This window comes from Pseudoalteromonas piscicida (assembly GCF_002744175.1).
GTDB classification, from domain to species: Bacteria; Pseudomonadota; Gammaproteobacteria; order Enterobacterales; family Alteromonadaceae; genus Pseudoalteromonas; species Pseudoalteromonas piscicida_B.
The window spans coordinates 14,158-32,075 of the sequence record NZ_NKHF01000083.1 but is presented as its reverse complement, the minus strand read 5'-3'; the positions used below and the strand labels follow the sequence as shown (position 1 = coordinate 32,075).

The following is a 17,918-nucleotide window of genomic DNA, read 5'->3' as shown; positions in this document are numbered from 1 at the left end:
ATGGCTGTACAGGTCGCTTTTGGGAAGGTAGATTCAAATCTCAAGCACTCCTTGATGAAGCAGCTCTGGCCGCCTGCCTTGCCTATGTAGACCTAAACCCCATTCGAGCCAAAGTTGCTACAACACCAGAAAATTCAGACTACACCAGCATTAAAAAGCGTATCGATTATGCCAAACTCGGCCAGCAACCCAAGTCTCTACTATGCTTTGCTGGCAGCCCACAAAAAGATATGCCAAAAGGACTCCCCTTTGAACTCAGCTATTATATTGAACTTGTTGAGCTCACAGGCCGATGTATTCGTGCTGACAAGCTTGGGTATATTGACGACATGCAACCTCTTCTTACTCGATTAAATATAGAGCCAGAGAACTGGTTCAAACTTACCACGCAGTTTTCACGGGTATTTCACGGCGCGGTGGGTCGGAAGCGCGCTATCACCGCTCATTGTAAAACACTTAAAAAGCACCGACGGACTAACCTAACCAACTGCGAACGCTTGCTGGGTTAAATAAACTCACATTTTGACTATGTGATCTCAGGGGGTCTCCTGTGCGTGATAATAACTTTCCATCTTGAAAAGCCATTTTTAGTCTAAATTCAACTGATTTACCTCTACTTTTAGTCACCATCTAAGACGGAACTTCGTTTTTCTAAAGCTATTTCTTAAGAAATATCGTTTAACGTAACAATAGGTAGAGTTGGGTGTCATCGCTAATCACTAATCCTATCATCGCTAATCCTAAAAAATACACTCTGCGAAAATTTCTTTAGCCTTTTGGTGGGTAACTACAATTACGCAAAAACGCTTGGCTATTTCAGTATCAGTTGATAATCACAGCGATAAAACTGAGTTTTATAGCGCTGCAGTTTCAGCTATATCGTTTAGTCTGTAGGTGGTGATAGTTGCTGTTTTAAGTAACGCTATTTGGCATGAGTTTCAGTATTAGTCATGCCCAGGTATCTAAGTTTTCCCCTTTGTTTTCCTCATGAGACTTGGCTTCCTCCTCTTCTTCATCGTCATCGCTGTCTTTGATTTTTTCGTGCTCTTCAGCTTGACGTTTGAGTGCCAATTCGGTCTTCATGTCTCGTTTGACTTTTTCAATTTTGTAATGCTGCACACCAGCGATATGAAACGCTGACTTATGTGTCACATCGAGCCGTACAATTGGCCCTAAAAAGGGTTTAAATGCATCCATACATTCCTCCACTAACCTACTGGTGAACTTACTTATTATCGGCTGTTATAGCCTATTCTTTAATTTCTGTAAAAAAGTGGTTGCCAAATATAATAAAACTATGTTTATCTATAAATGAACTTTTCGAACAGCAGATATATTACAAAGGTAACATCATGCTACTTACACTGACAGCAATTCATCATCACCATCATCATACGGGATAACCTGTCAGTTATTTCGCTGGTGGGTTATTCCTTAAAGGAACCTCCGGCGAAACAAAAAGTATAGTCAAAGTTTATTTCGCCCCGAGGTTCCGCCTCGGGGTTTTTCGTTTAAAGAATTAGGAAATAAATAATGAGCAACAGTAACCGTTTAAGAATCGCAATCCAAAAATCAGGCCGTCTTTCAAAAGATTGCCAAGCTCTACTAAAGCAACTTGGTGTAAAACTAAACCTACGTGAACAGCGTCTTATCGCCCACTCTACTAACATGCCTATTGACGTACTAAGAGTACGAGACGACGATATTCCCGGTCTTGTAATGGATGGGGTCTGTGACTTAGGTATTGTTGGTGAAAACGTATTGGAAGAAGTACAAGCTGAGCGCGTTCGCAATGAACAGTTTGCTGACGTTACTAAGCTATCGAAACTAGACTTTGGTTTTTGTCGCTTGGCGTTAGCATGGCCGCAAGAGCTTGGTCCCCAAGAAAAGACATGGTTTAACGGTAAGCGCATTGCAACCACTTACCCTGAAATTCTAAAACAGTACCTAAAGCGTGAAAACATCGATGCCAGCGTCGTTATGTTAACCGGTTCGGTAGAGGTAGCACCGCGCGCAGGCCTTGCTGATGCGATTTGTGACTTAGTCTCAACTGGCGCAACGCTCGAGGCAAACGGACTGATGCAAGGCGATACCATTTTAGAATCCAATGCTTGCTTGATCCAAAATGCAGCGCTAACCGATCAAAGTAAACTAGCGCTCATTGATAAGTTAATGCCTCGCCTTAAGGGAGTGAAACAAGCAAAAGAGAGCAAGTACATCATGATGCATGCACCAAAGAACAAGCTGGATGAAGTTTGCGCACTATTGCCCGGTACAGGACAGCCTACTTTACTGGCGCTAGCTGGTAGCGATGACTATGTGGCACTGCACATGGTAAGTTCTGAGACTCTATTTTGGGAGACAATGGAAGAGTTAAAGGCGCTTGGTGCTAACTCTATTCTGGTTATGCCAATTGAAAAGATGATGGAGTAATAGCATGTTTGTTTGGCAGTCAGCCACCAATGAGCAACGTATCAACTGTTTAAGTCGTCCCGCAGTAAAGATGGGTGTCAAAGTAAAAGCAGCAGTTGAGGCAATCATTGATAACGTTGCTCGTAATGGTGATGATGCGTTACTTGGTTACGCAGAGCAGTTTGATGCACGTGTTAACCCCAGAATACGGGTCACGAGAAGTGAGCTTGTTGAAAGCGAATTTGCGTTAACGTCTGAGCTTAAAAGTGCCATTGACCAAGCGTACAGTAATATTAAAAAGTTCCACCAGCTACAGTTACCACAAAGCAAGCAAATCGAGACTCAGCCAGGTGTAATCTGTGAGCTTAGGTATCAGGCAATTGAAGCAGTTGGTTTGTACGTCCCAGGTGGAAGTGCACCACTGCCTTCTTCTGTATTAATGCAAGGCGTATGTGCGCAGCTAAGTGGCGCCAAAACAATTGTATTGGCTACACCAGTTAAAGGCGATAGCCAAATAAACCCTGCAATATTATATGCGGCTAAGCTGTGTGGCGTTACAGATGTTATTGAATGTGGCGGTGCAGGTGCGATCGCGGCGATGGCGCTTGGTACTAGCAGCGTGCCAAAAGTAAATAAGATTTTTGGCCCAGGTAATAGCTTTGTCACGATGGCAAAACAGCTACTTTCTCAGTCAGTGCCAGGACTTGCGATCGATATGCCAGCTGGTCCTTCAGAGGTATTAGTGATTGCAGACAGCGGTGCTAATCCTGAGTTTATTGCTGCTGATCTACTTTCTCAAGCTGAGCATGGAGAAGACTCGCAAGTTATACTGCTCGCTTCCGACCGTGAGCTTATACTAGACACTGAGGCTGCTATAGAACGTCAGTTAAGCGTGCTTAGTCGTGCTGACATTGCTAAAGCTGCGCTTAAAAACAGCACGCTGGTTTTAGTTGAGAACATAGCCCAAGCATTTGAGATTTCAGCACAGTACGGACCAGAGCACCTTATCTTACAAATTAGAGATGCAGAGCGTTATCTGCCTCTAGTAAAAAACGCAGGTTCAGTGTTTGTTGGAGACTATACTCCCGAATCTGCAGGTGACTATGCTTCTGGCACCAACCACGTATTGCCAACCTATGGTTATTCAAAAACCTACTCAAGCTTAAACCTGATGGATTTTTATAAGGCTTATACCGTGCAAACTATCACTAAAGAGGGCCTACGTGGATTGAGCACTGCCATTTTACCGTTGGCACAAGCTGAGGGATTAGATGCACACGCAAATGCCGTTAAAGTCAGGCTGGAGAATAACAATGACTAACATTGCGCTACCTAATAATATAGAAAAGCTAAAAGCTTACAGCTCTGCAAAAAGCGAAAAACTGACAGGCACCACATGGCTTAATGCCAATGAGAGTCCATACACTCGTGTGCTTGAAATGCGTTTTGATAACTTAAATCGTTATCCCGACCCACAGCCGCAAGCGGTAATTGACGGCTACGCTCGCTACGCAAAGGTTGAGCAAAAGAACGTATTAATGACTCGTGGCGCCGATGAAGGGATTGAACTGTTAGTTAGAACCTATTGCGAGTCGGGCAAAGATAGCATTGCGATTTTTACCCCAACCTATGGAATGTACAAAGTTACGGCTGACACCCACAACATCGCCATAAATGAATTAAGCCAAGATCAACTTGCCAACGACGATGTAGATGCTTTAATCACTGCAGTTGGCGAGGCTAAACTGGTATTTGTTTGTAATCCAAATAATCCAACTGGGGCACTGCAGCCTGCCAGCAAAATAGCAGCACTTGCTGATAAGCTTCAAGGCCGTGCAATCGTAGTCGTTGATGAAGCATATATAGAGTTTTGTGAAGAAAAAACTTGTGTCGAGCTTATCAAAGAGTTTTCAAATGTGGTTGTGCTCCGCACGTTATCTAAAGCGTTTGCTTTAGCGGGACTTCGAGTTGGTTTTATGTTAGCAAGTGAACAGCTATTGGCACCGGTGAGAAAAGTGATTGCACCCTACCCGGTTTCGACGGTAGTGGCGCAAATTGCAGCAACCGCATTAACGCCAGACGCATTAACTCAGATGCGTCGCCAAGTCTCTATTTTGAACCTAGCAAAAAAGAAGCTTATACAATGGCTACAAAACAGCGAATTCGTAAGCGCAATATTATGTGGCGAAGGCAACTTTGTTACTTTACAGCTAACCGACAAACAGTTTGTAGAGCAAGCGATGCGCCAAGGTTTAATCATGCGGCCATTTGTGCTGTTTGGCGAGGACAACTGGTTGCGCATCTCTATCGGCAACGAACAAGAACTAAAACAAGTAGAAAACTGGCTGAAACAATGCCAAGTCAGTGAGGAAGTATCATGAGCGCCCCGTATTTATTCATCGACCGCGATGGCACTATCATCGAAGAGCCCGTTAGCGATAAACAAGTAGATAGCCTAGAAAAGCTGGCACTATTACCTAATGTGATCCCTGCGTTATTACAATTACAGTCATTTGGTTATAAATTGGTGATGGTATCTAACCAAGATGGTCTTGGCACAAGTAGCTTCCCTAAAGCCGATTTCGATGCGCCTCAAGACAAAATGATGCAAATTCTAACAAGCCAAGGGATCCGTTTCGAAGCGGTATTGATCTGCCCCCACTTTAATGAGGATAACTGCCAATGTCGTAAACCTAAAACAGGATTACTCACCGAACTGATGCGCTCGGGTAAAGTGGATCTGAGCAAATCGTTTGTTATTGGGGATAGACAAACCGACATTCAGCTTGCTGAAAATCTATGCATTGAAGGTATTCTTTACGAAGATAATTGGCCGGCCATAGTGACCCAGCTAACCACATTAAATCGTAGCGCACAGATAGCCAGAAACACCAAAGAAACACAGATAGCAGTCGCGATAAATCTAGACCAACAAGCCAATGGCGAGATTGCAACTGGGCTTGGCTTTTTTGATCACATGCTAGATCAGATCAAAACCCACGCCAATCTGGGCCTAAACATTCAGGCCAAGGGGGATTTACATATTGATGAACACCACCTCGTAGAAGATATAGGTATTGCTCTTGGTCAGGCATTTAAGACCGCCCTTGGTACAAAATCACAAATCGCCCGCTATGGTTTTGCGCTGCCGATGGATGAGTGTAAAGCCGAGTGTCAGTTAGATTTATCAGGGCGCGCGTCATTTGTACTCAATGCTAACTTTACACGAGATAAGGTGGGTGACTTGGATGTGCAAATGGTAGAGCACTTCTTCAAATCCTTTGCAGATAATGCGGCTGTGAGTTTAATTTTGAGCGTGAGTGAAGGCAACGCCCACCATCAAGTTGAGGGACTATTCAAAGCGTTCTCTCGTGCTATTCGTATGGCCATTGCAACGGATGCATCGCAACAAATGGCAAGTTCTAAGGGGAGTTTATGATTGCAATTATTAATACCGGTTGTGCCAATATTAACTCAGTGCGATTTGCATTTGAGCGTCTTGGTGTCACCCCCGAGGTTATCACCGCCCCAGAGAAGTTAGCTAGTTTCGAGCGTGCGATTTTACCTGGGGTTGGTCATGCAAACGTGGCAATGAAACGCTTAAACGAACAAGGCTGGGATCAGGCAATTTCAGACTATCAAAGGCTTGATGGGGATTTGTTTAGGGATGCAGCTGCTTTGTGAGTCGACTGAAGAAGGTAATATTCCGTGTTTAGGCCGCATTCCGGGTAAGGTAGCTTTGCTAGAAACCAATGAGCTTAGCGCACCTCATATGGGGTGGAACAACCTAAATGTGTTGAAGTCTCATGCGTTAACAGCCGGACTGGACGAACAAGATCAGGTGTACTTTGTGCACAGCTTCGCGCATAGCGTAAATCAATCGACATTAGTGTCGGGCGAGTACGGTCAACCATTTTCTGCAATTGTTGCGAATGATAATTACGCTGGCATGCAATTTCATCCTGAGCGCAGCGGCAAGGTTGGTGCGCAGCTTTTACAAAACTTTATTAACTGGCAATTATAAAAGGACGAACAATGATTATTCCCGCTTTAGATGTACTAGAGAACAATATTGTTCGTTTATATCAAGGCAAGTATGAAACCGCACAGTTTTACCCATTTAATTTAGCTGAGCGTTTACTTGAATACCAAAATGCAGGCGCAGCCAAGCTACATTTAGTGGATCTAGAAGGCGCTCGTGATCCGAGTAAAAAGCAATGGCGCACCATTCAAGCCGCTACCAAAGCATTGACGGTTCCATTTCAGGTTGGCGGCGGCATTCGCAGCATTGAAGATGTTAAACAATGGCTTGAAGCTGGTGCTGCTCAAGTGGTAATAGGATCAATGGCAGTTGAAAAACAACAAGAAGTGGCTGCGTGGATAAAAGAGTGTGGTGCCGATAGGTTCGTGATTGCACTCGACGTCAATAAAACCCAGAACGGCTGGGCACCTGCCACTCATGGGTGGCTAAATAACGCAGAAAGTGACCTGTTCGAGTTACTCGATTTTTACGCTGGGCAAGGAATAGTTGATTATCTATGTACGGACATCAGTAAGGACGGTACCATGACTGGGCCATCGTTTTCATTATATGAAGACATCACCAACCACAACAGCGCATTAAAAGTGCAAGCCTCTGGGGGCGTGAGCTCTCTCGATGATATTAAACGGCTTGCGAAGCAACAGGTAGGTGGAGTAATACTTGGCAAATCGCTACTTGAAGGAGTGTTCACAGTGGAGGACGCACTAGCATGTTATCAAAACGCATAATTCCTTGTTTAGACGTAAAAGACGGTCAAGTTGTCAAAGGTGTAAAATTCCAAGGCCATGAAGTGGTAGGTGATATTCTAGATCTAGCCCAGCGTTATAGCGAAGCCGGAGCTGATGAACTGGTGTTTTATGAAATCAGCGCCAGCGTTGAAAAGCGCCTGCTAGACGTAAACTGGGTCGCCGAAATTGCCAGACATATCGATATACCATTTTGCGTAGCTGGTGGGATTAAGTCGGTGGCAGATGCCGCTCGAGTACTTGAGCAAGGGGCAGATAAAATCTCCATTAATAGCCCAGCGATTGCACGACCTGAACTCATTAAAGAGTTACATGACGAGTTTGGCAAGCAATGTGTGGTTGTAGGTGTAGACAGCTTTTATGATCAACAAACGCAAGCGTATTTAGTATATCAGTTAACCGGCGATCCGAATGCTTCAAGCCGCACTCGATACAAAACGCAAGAATGGGTCAAACAAGTTCAAGATCTTGGAGCCGGAGAAATTGTACTTAATTGCATGAACCAAGATGGCGTGCGTAAAGGCTATGATATTGAGCAGCTCAGCGAGATTAGAAAGCTGTGTAAAGTACCTCTTATTGCCTCTGGTGGCGCTGGCAGCATGCAAGATTTTGTTGACGTTTTTAAACAAACAGATGTTGACGGTGCCTTGGCTGCAAGCGTGTTCCATAAAGGTATAATCGAAATTCCTGAGCTTAAGCAGTTCTTAATAAATAATGATGTGGCGGCAAGACAATGATAATTAATAAACAAAACATTGCTGAAGTAGACTTCAATAAATCAACACTTATTCCAGCAATAGTGCAAGATGCATTAACTGGGGTGGTATTGATGCAAGGCTTTATGAATAGAGAAGCCCTTGAAGTGACACTAGAAAAGCAACTCGTTACTTTTTATTCGCGCTCTAAATCTCGTCTTTGGACCAAAGGTGAGACCTCAAACAATGTGTTAACCTTAGTAGAAGTACATACCGATTGTGATAAAGACAGCCTGCTGATTTACGCAAAACCACAGGGCCCAACTTGTCACCTTGGCAGCGAAAGCTGCTTTGCGGACACCATGCCTGAGCTTGCATTTTTAGGAAAGCTTGAGCGTGTAATAGCTCAGCGGAAAACTGCATCTCCAAAGAGCAGTTATACCGCCTCTTTATTCGCTAAGGACTTAAGCCGCAGCTGTCAAAAAGTCGGAGAAGAAGGCGTTGAGGTGGCGTTGGCTGCAATGAAAAACGATAACCAAGAGTTACTCAATGAATCCGCAGACTTACTGTATCACCTCATTGTACTATTACAGCGACAAGGTCTGACACTCAGTGAGGTGGTAAGTACACTCGAAAATAGGCATAAATAACCTGCACTCAGGTTAAATAGTAATTCCTAAATCAGGGGGCGCAGTTTCAATGCTATGTTAACCCCCTGCTTAATTGGTGCAAATTGCTATTGTAGATCAACTCCCATTCAGCTTCATTAAGATAAACTGCGGATAATCTTAAGATTATACAGCAGTGTATTGATCAACTAAGGTTATTGTTGTCACTGCTAGAGGTTGGAACCAAGAATGAAAATAAAATCTATTGTTTTACTACTCGCTGGAATAACTGCTACCGGATGCTCGACACTGACACCGGACCAACAAGAAAAGCTCGATGATATGTCGGGGTGTGAAAAGTTAGACGCTTTGCTCAATGCCTCTTCTACAGGGTTTGCTGTACTTAAAGGTGCTGAAGTTGGAAGTAATTTAATCAACTCTTGGCAAGCCAAGGCGCACCTTGTTGGTAATAAGTGTCAGATCATTGAAGGGACATCGGGTAAAACCAAATATACGTGCCAAGAGCAATTTAAAGATTACCAAGGTGCGGTAAAAATCCATATTTATGCTCAAAGTCTTGCCAAGCAATGTTTAGATGCTAATTGGGTGGCGACGGAAAAAGACAACGGCGAGTCGATGCACACTCAATTGGTGTCTCCCAACTCTACTGCTGTTATCGATATTGAGTTGGGCCGAAGCTTAGACAAAGTTGCACCTTGGCTTGTGACCTTTAACGTAAGTAATAAATAAAGTTAATCACAATCATCGTTGTAGTGAGTATGGCGAGTAAGTCTTAAGTTGAGCTGGGTTAAATGTACTAGATCAGGCTATTTACCGCGGTCGCTTCAACTTGCTTGCCTTCAACCCTAGTTAGCCACGTTGCCTATTTTTAATCACGATTTTACCTTAATAGAATTTTCATTATTGCTGTGCTCGAGCGAACTGTGGCGGCCTGGCCATTCGTTTATATGTAAATACTGAATAACCCCCCATAGCGATGCACTGACGACCCGCGAAATATATGATTCTAGTTCTTTTTTGCCATAGTGTGGTTGACAATAATCTTAAATTTATTATTTGTTTTTATGCATTTGTCTGGTTTCTTTATGTAAATATAATGCTTGTTTTGTTATTTAAAATGGCATTAAATGCAGATGCTAAATCAATTAGCACACGACTAAATTGAACTTTTTAAAGGAATTAAGATGAACTCACTACTTAAGGTTTCAGCGCTTTCTCTTGCTGTTATGCTCGTACAATCACCTGCTTTAGCTAAAGATGAAGCTAAAGTGTTTGAATATACACTCAACGGCAGTGTTTATGAGATCCCAGCATCACAGGCTGACAATCTAGATGAGATTATTGCGTTAATTGAAACCAATAATGACGTGTCTGCTTTCTCAGTAACGCAGAGCAAGTTAACCCAGTTCGACGACGTTAATGAAGCGGATAGCGCAACTATGCTTGCCGGTGGTAACTTACGAATTTATAGCGAACTAAATACGGGTTACTTAAATGATTTTGATCAAGCATTTACTTACACCTGTCCAAACAATATGTTTGTAAAATCAATTTCTAGTTACCATCAGAATAAACAAGAGGACAGACGTTTCAGTTTAGTTTGCGCTAAGTTTACTACTGATAGCGGTAGCCGTATTTACCGTAAAACAACAAAGTGGAGCGGTTACGTAAATTCATATGATCAGGCATTCAACTTTGTGTGTCCAAATGGTCAATTCTTGGTGGGTATGTCAAGCCGTCACGATAACGGTAGAGAAGATAGATTGTTCAACTTTAACTGTGCATCAATGGCGACATCAAGTGTTGGCGCTGCTTTGTTTGCTGAGTCTTGCATTACGACTCAATACACAGGATATGACCAACCTTGGACACTAGGTGGAAATGGTGCACTCATTGGTATGTCTAGCCGCCATGACAATAGAACCGAGGACCGCCAAACAGCAGTAACTTACTGCTCTGCAGCAAGTGATTGGTGATCATTAATTAACGAGTAGGGTGTATGCCCTACTCGTTTTCACTTGTCATATCTGCGTCATACAATTGCAGCAAACTCATATTGTTACTTGCCAATAGATTGAAAAGACCAGTGAAAAAGCCGCACATATTTCTTATTAACCTCGACAACTGTTCACAGAGGCTAGAAACATCAAGCATTCAATTTGAGCAATTCTCCCTCGACTTTGAAAGGATTAGCGCCGTTCATGGGGCTGAGGTCAGTGACGTTGTGCTTAGCAAAAGTTACAGCAAAGAGAAAAATGCAAAACAATATTACCGCCCCCTAACCTCTGGTGAGGTGGGATGTTATTTAAGCCATCTTAAGGTGCTTGAAGAAATCGTCTCAAGAGCACTTCCCTACGCGTTTATTTTTGAAGATGATTTTGAGCTTGTCACTGATCTTAGACCTATAGATAAGGCCATCAGCCAATTAACTTTTAGTTGGGATATGATTAAGTTATTCCAATCTCAAAGCAATAAGCGGACAGCGATAGCACAATGCAAAGTCACAGAATCACTCTCACTTACCATAGCAAATAAAGTTCCTGCGGGAACGGTTGCGCAAATAGTGAGCTTGCAAGGTGCGCGAAAAATTTTGGCACATGCACGGCCTTTTGGTCGACCAATTGATATTGATTATCAACACTTTTGGGAAATGGAACTGAGTATTCTGTTAGCAACGCCCTGCCCTGTAACGCACGCTGATATTTTTCCTAGTACCATAGGAAGAGTTAAGGGAAGCGAAAATGGGTTCAGCTACTTTTGGCGTAAACAACGACTTCAAATTAATAAATATGTGCAAAATCAATTTCACCGTAGAGCAATGCTTAATCAGTATCGTCCCTACTTCTAATTTAAACGCCTAAAACTTAGCTGTACGCCTTCTAAACAATGGCTTTTAGAATATACACAATAGCGAAAAAATCATGTTAAAAGTGTAATTTATGGGAAGACTTCTGAAAAAGATGTGCTAGTATCTTAGATTATTGCAATAAGTTTAACTTTTTGCTTAAACCATTAATAATAACAACGTTGAGGGAGCACAGACGTGTCTATAGAAATCAACTTTGAACTTTCTGATTCAGATCTTGAACACTTCCGTGGAATGATGAAAGCCGCTATCGAAAAAAATAGCGACATGAGTGATGCAGAAATCATAGCTAAAGCGCGTGACCTAGTCGCGACAATGGAAAAATCTAACCTTCCTGAATTTGTTAGCACTCGCCTTATCTCACTACAGACGTTAATTGATGCTGTGTTGGATGAAGAGTGGCAAATGCCAGAAGATGAAAAACGTGAAATTATGGCCTCTTTGGCTTATTTCAGTGAACCTGAAGACATAGTGCCTGATCACATACCGGTTCTGGGTTATGTTGATGATGCCATCATGATTGAACTGGTATTACAAGAACTATCGCTAGATCTTAAAGCCTACCGTGAGTTTTGTGGGTTCCGTGCCACTGAAGAAGCAAGACGTGGCGATGCGGCTAAAGTTGATCGCGAAAGCTGGTTGGCGGGAACTCGTTCTCAGATCCGTTCATCAATGCGCAGGGGTCGTTCAAAAAACCGCTCTCGTTTCTTCTCTCGTATTATGTAATAAATACTGTATTGAGACGATATCAAGCAAAGATTTTGAAAGATCTGAATTGTAAAGGGCTGAAAATATCAGCCCTTTTTGGTTTTTACTTCACTTCATGTGGATGAGAAACCCCCATCCAAGCTTTGTAAAGTGCGGTTTGCGCTTTGGTAGGTTCAGTTGAAAATGTGATCTGCTTCGGTTTATTAAAATCGCGGCCAAGTGTTAGTGTTGTACTCATTAACTTATCTCTACGAATATAATCCACAGTGACAGTTTGACCAGGCTTAAAGTGTGCTAAGCTCGCGGTAAGGTCTTTCCTGACATGGTGCTTATCAAATGCCACTATATGGTCTCCCGCGGTAAGGCCCGCTTGCCAAGCGTTTCCATCTCGGGCGACGTGAGTAAGTGTAAGCAATTCACCATTCGTTTTTGCCTTACCCTCAAAGCCGGCGACAACTTCTGCAGAGCTCGGATAGTCGTATACTAATCCCACTTTGGCAAACAGTGCGTCAAAATCAATATCGGCAGGGGTATCAACATAGTCCTTCCACCAAGCGCTATAGTCGCGACCGGTCAGCGTTTTCAAGATGTTTTTAACATCTTCACTGGTAAAACTATTTGGCAACTTATGCTGCTGGTAAAGTGCTCTGTGGACGTCACGGTAGCTAGTTTTACCATTTGATTTTGCCAATAAATCAATATCTAGCGCCATGGAAACGAGTGCTCCTTCAGAATAGATATTGGTGCTGTAGTTAATACCGTGATCGCCCCCTTGATTAATCCACTTATCAAAACTGGTTGCTGCTACAGATTGCACGTGGCGACCCGGCGTTTTTAAGTGGCGATTAACACGCTTGGTGAGCATCTTTAGGTATTCATCATTGGTGGTGATCCCTGAGCTCAACAATAAATAGTCTTCGAAATAGCTCGTTGACCCCTCTGCTAACCATAATAAGTCGGTATAGTTTGGTGCAACATAATCGTAAGGTACCATTCCCGCTGGACGATAATTTTTGACATTCCAAGTATGAATAAACTCATGAGCGGCTGTTGAGATAAACCCGATATAATCATCTCTATCTTTAAAGCTATCTCTGTGTCTTTGGATAATGGTTGAATTCAAGTGTTCTGTAGCACCACGAGCGCCGCTGGTTGCATGTACCATAAATACATAGCGATCGTAAGGGTAATCATCCCAAATCAATGTGCCAGTTTTGACCAGTTTCTTGAGGTCGTTGAGCATTAATTCAACATCAAAGTTGCCTTCTCCCCAGATTACCAGCTCATATTGACGGTTATCGACTTCAAATTTGTGTAGTTGATTGACGCCGGTTTCTATCGGCGAATCGAGAAGAATGTCGTAATTCGCTGCTTTAAAGCTGTGTTTTGAGTCAGCAAAGTCCATTCCTGAGACAGAACGCCAGTCTTTTGGAACGTCTAGCTCAACTGTCACAGGCTCCGATCTGAACGACTCGCTGAACATAAAAAAGCCTGAGGCGTCGATAAATGCATGGGTGTCATCTATGTGTCGAGCGCGAAGGCCAAGTTCATTGGCATAAATTTGATACTGTACCGTTAGTTCCGTGGGCTCAGACAAGTGGACGCGCCAGGTATTTTTGTCTATTTTTTCCCAGGCTAAACTTTCGTCGTTTTCAGCTTTTGCAGCAAAAAAACGCACACCGTTTGCTAAATTCAAGATTTCATAGCGACCAGTGCGCCAGTCGGGCAACTGAACATCAATACTAGTTTGAGAAGACTTTGGAAAGGTCACCTCCACCTGGGCAAGGTGGTGTTCTGGTTGTGTGATGGCAATTTGGTAATTAACGTCAGCATAGGCATTAAAGGCTGCAAGACAAGCTAAGGTGATAAGACTTTTTTTCATGCTTGGAAATAAATAATTCTAGATTTTTTCAATGTATCAAATCAGTGACTTGTACGCGAAGTAATATCGATGAGTGAACAGCAAATTCGGATACGTTACGACGTCAAATTTTCGCGCATATTGAGCAAAATTGTTGTAGACTAAGTAACTAAGAGAGAAATTCAAGACTGGAAATTTGTGACTGACAATGCCGTAATGCTCGAGCAAAAGTTAAAACAAGCCATCGAGGCTAGAAAAACGCTTGAGGATGCTAGAAAACAACAAGTAGAACTCCTTACTCAGTTTGCTGCAAAACTATCCTTAGCCTGTAAAGGACAAGATGTTTCACTTGATAACCAATTGGCTAAGTTTCGTATCGCATTGAATAAAGGCGTTGATTTTGAGCAATTAGTTCCTTTTATTGATGGGATTTCTGAGCCGCTAAAGTCACAAGAAGCAGTCAATTCTGCCAATCAAAAAGCACTGCAATCTGCCATCCAGCAAAGCGGAAAGTTACTACAGAAATTAAAAGGCTTACCTGATGAATCACGCCGTAAGCTACGAAATTTATTAGACGTTGAACTCGAAAATATCAGCTCCACCAATGCCTACATTCCAGCTCTTGAGATGTTGGTGTCTATTTATCATACGGTATTGCAATCTAAAGTTGAGATAACAGAAGCTGCGTCAGATAGTAGCCAACCTGAACTTGCCGCTGAACTGCAAGCCCTGATCAACGAACTTATCTTCGAAGACGATGCAATTGAAAAAGTCAAAGAGATAAGAGAAAGCATCGCGCAGGACGATCGCCTTGATAACCTTTATTCGGCGGCAACAGAAGTAATTAAAATCATTGCTCAGACGATTGCAAGAGAGCGTCAGTCGGCACAAGGTTTTTTGGTTTCACTCAATCAGACTTTAGAAGAACTACATCGCTCAATTGTTGAAACAACAGCACGTTCTAAATCTACATCGCAAGAGCTACAATCACTAAATGATAAGATTGAGTCAAAGATCCAAAACCTTAACCAAAGAACACAGGACGCAAACTCAATCACTGAGTTGAAAGCGCTGGTAGACAATGAACTAAAGCTTCTTAGTGCCGATTTAATTGCAAGGGAGAAGCTTGAAAAAAGTGAACGCGAAGCGCTGTTAGATTCATTTGACGCCATAAATAATCGCATCAATACGCTTGAAACTAAGGTTTCGAGTTACCAAAAGCGGTTGAGTGAGCAAAAGTTCAAGAGTTTGTTGGATAGCTTGACTAAATTACCTAACCGAGCTGCCTTCGATGAGCGGTTAACCCATGAAATGCATTTGTTCGAGGTAAATGATTCTGACGTCACTTTGGTGGTGATTGATGTTGATCACTTTAAATCAATTAATGACCGTTATGGTCATAGTGCAGGTGATAAAACACTCCAAGTGATAGCAAGAGCGCTTAAGAAGTCGATTAGAAAAAGTGACTTTATTGCCCGTTACGGTGGTGAAGAGTTTGTGTTACTAATGCCTGGCATGCCGCTTACTCATGCGAAAAAGCCGCTCGAAAAAGTGCGTCAGGTGATTAAGTCTATTCCGTTTAAGTTTAAAGAAACAGAAGTCGAAATTACGATTTCTCTAGGTGCTACTCAGTTCAAAAAAGGTGATACCGCGTTAAGTGCCTTTGATAGAGCTGATGCTGCACTCTATGAAGCGAAAAACAGCGGGCGCGATAGGTTATGCTTTAAATAGCATAACCAGCATTAGGCTTTGAGTTAAGTGCTTGAATACTTAACTCGTCGTCTCATTCGTCATTGACGCTCGGTTCGCATAAGACAAACAAGGAGTAAGCCTATGCAAGTAGAGCTAAACCCTACAGGGGTTCTTAACTTATTATCAAGATTGGAAGTCGATTTACTTCAGCAGTCAACCACAAGTGAGAGATATAGGCTTTTTAGAAATTGTGCTTTAGCGGTGCTCAACGTTGGTAGCCACACTGACTCTAGCTCCGAAATTTATGACAAATATGAAGACTTTGATATTCAGCTTTTAGCACGCGAGCGCGGCATCAAAATTGCGCTTGATAACCCTCCTGAATCGGCATTTGTGGATGGCAAAATCATTACCGGAATCCACGAACACATTTTTTCTGTGATCCGCGATATTTTGTTTATTTGCCAAAAGTACTATGGCGAAAACAAATCTTCTGCCGAAATCACTCATATGGTTTTTGACATGCTACGAAATGCTGATGCACTCGAAGTAAACAAAGATCCAAATATGATTGTGTGCTGGGGTGGTCACTCTATTAATGAAGTAGAATACAAGTACACCAAAGAGGTAGGTTACCAGCTAGGACTTCGTGGCTTAAATATTTGTACTGGCTGTGGGCCTGGTGCGATGAAAGGACCGATGAAGGGCGCGACCATTGGCCATGCTAAGCAACGGGTATCTAATAACCGCTATTTAGGGCTCACTGAGCCAAGTATTATCGCAGCTGAGCCACCTAACCCAATCGTTAATGAGTTGGTTATTCTTCCTGATATTGAAAAGCGCCTTGAAGCTTTTGTTCGTATTGCGCATGGTATTATTATCTTTCCCGGCGGTGCAGGTACAGCAGAGGAACTCCTGTATTTATTGGGTATTTTGCTCCACCCAGACAATGAAAAACAGTGTTTACCTGTAATATTAACTGGGCCTAAGGAATCGGCGGCTTACTTTGAAGAACTAAGTGCATTTGTAGAAAAGACGCTTGGCAAGGCCGCGCTATCTAAATTTGAAATCATTGTAGATAATCCTGAGCTAGTTGCTAAAAAGTTGAAAGAGTCGATGATCACTGTACGGGAATACAGAAAGTCAGAGGGAGATGCTTACTACTTCAACTGGACATTAAAAATTGAAAATGACTTTCAACATCCATTTGCCCCAACTCATGAAAATATGTCTGCGCTGGATTTACACCTTGAGCAACCAAAGCAGTTGCTTGCAGCGAATCTAAGACGAGCATTTTCAGGTATTGTAGCGGGCAACGTGAAAGACGAAGGGATCACCGCGATAAAACAACATGGTCCATACGAATTGAGTGGTGATAAATCACTGATGACCGATATGGATAAACTATTAGGGGCCTTTGTGTCTCAAGGACGTATGAAACTACCAGGTAGCAAATACGTTCCGTGTTATAAGATTAAAGCATAGACTGAATGAATAATTTGTTGTTAATCGATGCGCTTAATTTAATTAGGCGCATTTATGCAGTTAACGAGCCCAAAGAGATAAAACAGCACGAGGCGCACATTAAAGCTTGTTGCCAAAGAGTTGAACAGGCAGCCCGCAGCTTACTTAGAAAGACCGCCGCGACCCATGCAGTTGCAGTGTTTGATGGCGATAAGAGTTGGCGCTATCATTTTTATCCGAATTACAAAATGAATCGCCAACCTATGCCTGAGCGGTTAAGTCATAGTCTTGAACTATTTTCTCAAGCTTTTGCAAGTGCAGGAGTCAAATCATTTAACCCAGCTCATGACGAAGCCGACGACATCATAGCGACTTTGGCAAGTAAAGCAGCAAACGCGAATGTGAACACGACAATAGTGTCTACTGATAAAGGATTTTTGCCGCTGATCAGCGACACCATAACAGTCTATGATTATTTTAAAAAGTCAGTTATTTCAACGGAAGATATTAAAAGCCGTTTTTCAGTAACACAAAATAAGCTGGAGTTGTTTTGGGCCTTAAGCGGCGATAAAACCAATGATATTCCAGGTGTTGCGGGAATAGGCGTAAAAACAGCACAAGAGCTATTGTCGAAACACGATAGTTTTGACGAAATGCTTGAAGATCAGACTCTCAAACCCTCTGTAAACGCGAAACTAAAAGCGGGTGCTGAAAACTACATCACCAGCCTTGCACTGGTAACACTAAGAAAAGATATTGAGATTGGGTTTAGTCTCAAAGATATTAGAGTAATGTAGGGTTAT

16 protein-coding genes and 2 pseudogenes are annotated in these 17,918 nt (G+C 42.6%); 16 read left to right on the top strand and 2 right to left on the bottom strand.

The genetic code is table 11. From position 1 onward, the window contains the following. Nucleotides 1–509: pseudogene (locus CEX98_RS17415) on the top strand (transposase); the annotation flags it as partial. 439 nt (nucleotides 510–948) lie between these two features. Here the strand turns inward: CEX98_RS17415 and CEX98_RS17410 are convergent. Beyond that, on the bottom strand, nucleotides 949–1,197 hold the full coding sequence (locus CEX98_RS17410) for a hypothetical protein (RefSeq protein WP_099643285.1): 249 nt from the start codon (nucleotides 1,195–1,197) through the stop codon (nucleotides 949–951). A 336-nt stretch (nucleotides 1,198–1,533) separates the two neighbouring features. Here CEX98_RS17410 and hisG point away from each other — a divergent pair, with 336 nt between their 5' ends. The 12 genes and pseudogenes from hisG (at nucleotide 1,534) to CEX98_RS17350 (ending at nucleotide 12,116) form a co-directional block, all read left to right on the top strand. After that, the gene (gene hisG, locus CEX98_RS17405) at nucleotides 1,534–2,433 is read left to right on the top strand and encodes an ATP phosphoribosyltransferase (protein WP_099643284.1); all 900 of its coding nucleotides are present in this window, start codon (nucleotides 1,534–1,536) and stop codon (nucleotides 2,431–2,433) included. Between the two features lie 4 nt (nucleotides 2,434–2,437). Beyond that, on the top strand, nucleotides 2,438–3,733 hold the full coding sequence (gene hisD / locus CEX98_RS17400; protein ID WP_099643283.1) for a histidinol dehydrogenase: 1,296 nt from the start codon (nucleotides 2,438–2,440) through the stop codon (nucleotides 3,731–3,733). After that, nucleotides 3,726–4,793: a histidinol-phosphate transaminase gene (gene hisC / locus CEX98_RS17395; protein WP_099643282.1), complete on the top strand. Its 1,068-nt coding sequence runs from the start codon at nucleotides 3,726–3,728 to the stop codon at nucleotides 4,791–4,793. The genes hisD and hisC overlap by 8 nt, the downstream gene beginning before the upstream one ends. Then, on the top strand, nucleotides 4,790–5,851 hold the full coding sequence (gene hisB, locus CEX98_RS17390) for a bifunctional histidinol-phosphatase/imidazoleglycerol-phosphate dehydratase HisB (protein WP_099643281.1): 1,062 nt from the start codon (nucleotides 4,790–4,792) through the stop codon (nucleotides 5,849–5,851). The genes hisC and hisB overlap by 4 nt, the downstream gene beginning before the upstream one ends. Next, nucleotides 5,848–6,436, top strand: a pseudogene (gene hisH, locus CEX98_RS17385) (imidazole glycerol phosphate synthase subunit HisH). Before hisB ends, hisH begins: the two are co-directional and overlap by 4 nt. 11 nt (nucleotides 6,437–6,447) lie before the next feature. Next, nucleotides 6,448–7,182, top strand: coding sequence for a 1-(5-phosphoribosyl)-5-[(5-phosphoribosylamino)methylideneamino] imidazole-4-carboxamide isomerase (locus tag CEX98_RS17380; protein ID WP_099643280.1), 735 nt, complete (start codon nucleotides 6,448–6,450; stop codon nucleotides 7,180–7,182). Next, on the top strand, nucleotides 7,164–7,937 hold the full coding sequence (gene hisF, locus CEX98_RS17375; RefSeq protein ID WP_099643279.1) for an imidazole glycerol phosphate synthase subunit HisF: 774 nt from the start codon (nucleotides 7,164–7,166) through the stop codon (nucleotides 7,935–7,937). Before CEX98_RS17380 ends, hisF begins: the two co-directional genes overlap by 19 nt. Then, on the top strand, nucleotides 7,934–8,545 hold the full coding sequence (gene hisIE, locus CEX98_RS17370) for a bifunctional phosphoribosyl-AMP cyclohydrolase/phosphoribosyl-ATP diphosphatase HisIE (RefSeq protein WP_099643278.1): 612 nt from the start codon (nucleotides 7,934–7,936) through the stop codon (nucleotides 8,543–8,545). The genes hisF and hisIE overlap by 4 nt, the downstream gene beginning before the upstream one ends. Nucleotides 8,546–8,752: 207 nt before the next feature. Next, nucleotides 8,753–9,253 carry a hypothetical protein gene (locus tag CEX98_RS17365; protein WP_099643277.1) on the top strand — a complete coding sequence of 167 codons (501 nt, stop codon included), beginning with the start codon at nucleotides 8,753–8,755 and terminating at the stop codon, nucleotides 9,251–9,253. Nucleotides 9,254–9,708: 455 nt separating this feature from the next. Beyond that, the gene (locus tag CEX98_RS17360) at nucleotides 9,709–10,500 is read left to right on the top strand and encodes a dermatopontin-like protein (protein ID WP_099643276.1); all 792 of its coding nucleotides are present in this window, start codon (nucleotides 9,709–9,711) and stop codon (nucleotides 10,498–10,500) included. Nucleotides 10,501–10,610: 110 nt separating this feature from the next. Then, complete coding sequence (locus CEX98_RS17355; RefSeq protein ID WP_099643286.1) at nucleotides 10,611–11,372, top strand: glycosyltransferase family 25 protein; 762 nt, start codon at nucleotides 10,611–10,613, stop codon at nucleotides 11,370–11,372. A gap of 195 nt (nucleotides 11,373–11,567) precedes the next feature. Then, nucleotides 11,568–12,116 carry a YkvA family protein gene (locus CEX98_RS17350; RefSeq protein WP_099643275.1) on the top strand — a complete coding sequence of 183 codons (549 nt, stop codon included), beginning with the start codon at nucleotides 11,568–11,570 and terminating at the stop codon, nucleotides 12,114–12,116. Nucleotides 12,117–12,201: 85 nt separating this feature from the next. Here CEX98_RS17350 and CEX98_RS17345 read toward each other — a convergent pair whose 3' ends face one another. After that, nucleotides 12,202–13,980, bottom strand: a complete 1,779-nt coding sequence (locus CEX98_RS17345) for a M61 family metallopeptidase (RefSeq protein WP_099643274.1) — start codon at nucleotides 13,978–13,980, stop codon at nucleotides 12,202–12,204. Between the two features lie 177 nt (nucleotides 13,981–14,157). Here CEX98_RS17345 and CEX98_RS17340 point away from each other — a divergent pair, with 177 nt between their 5' ends. The 3 genes from CEX98_RS17340 (at nucleotide 14,158) to xni (ending at nucleotide 17,912) form a co-directional block, all read left to right on the top strand. Continuing rightward, nucleotides 14,158–15,690 carry a GGDEF domain-containing protein gene (locus CEX98_RS17340; protein WP_099643273.1) on the top strand — a complete coding sequence of 511 codons (1,533 nt, stop codon included), beginning with the start codon at nucleotides 14,158–14,160 and terminating at the stop codon, nucleotides 15,688–15,690. A gap of 102 nt (nucleotides 15,691–15,792) precedes the next feature. Then, complete coding sequence (ppnN, locus tag CEX98_RS17335; RefSeq protein ID WP_099643272.1) at nucleotides 15,793–17,136, top strand: nucleotide 5'-monophosphate nucleosidase PpnN; 1,344 nt, start codon at nucleotides 15,793–15,795, stop codon at nucleotides 17,134–17,136. 5 nt (nucleotides 17,137–17,141) lie between these two features. Next, entirely contained in the window at nucleotides 17,142–17,912 is a 771-nt protein-coding gene (gene xni / locus CEX98_RS17330) for a flap endonuclease Xni (RefSeq protein ID WP_099643271.1), read from the top strand. Nucleotides 17,913–17,918 lie beyond the last annotated feature (6 nt).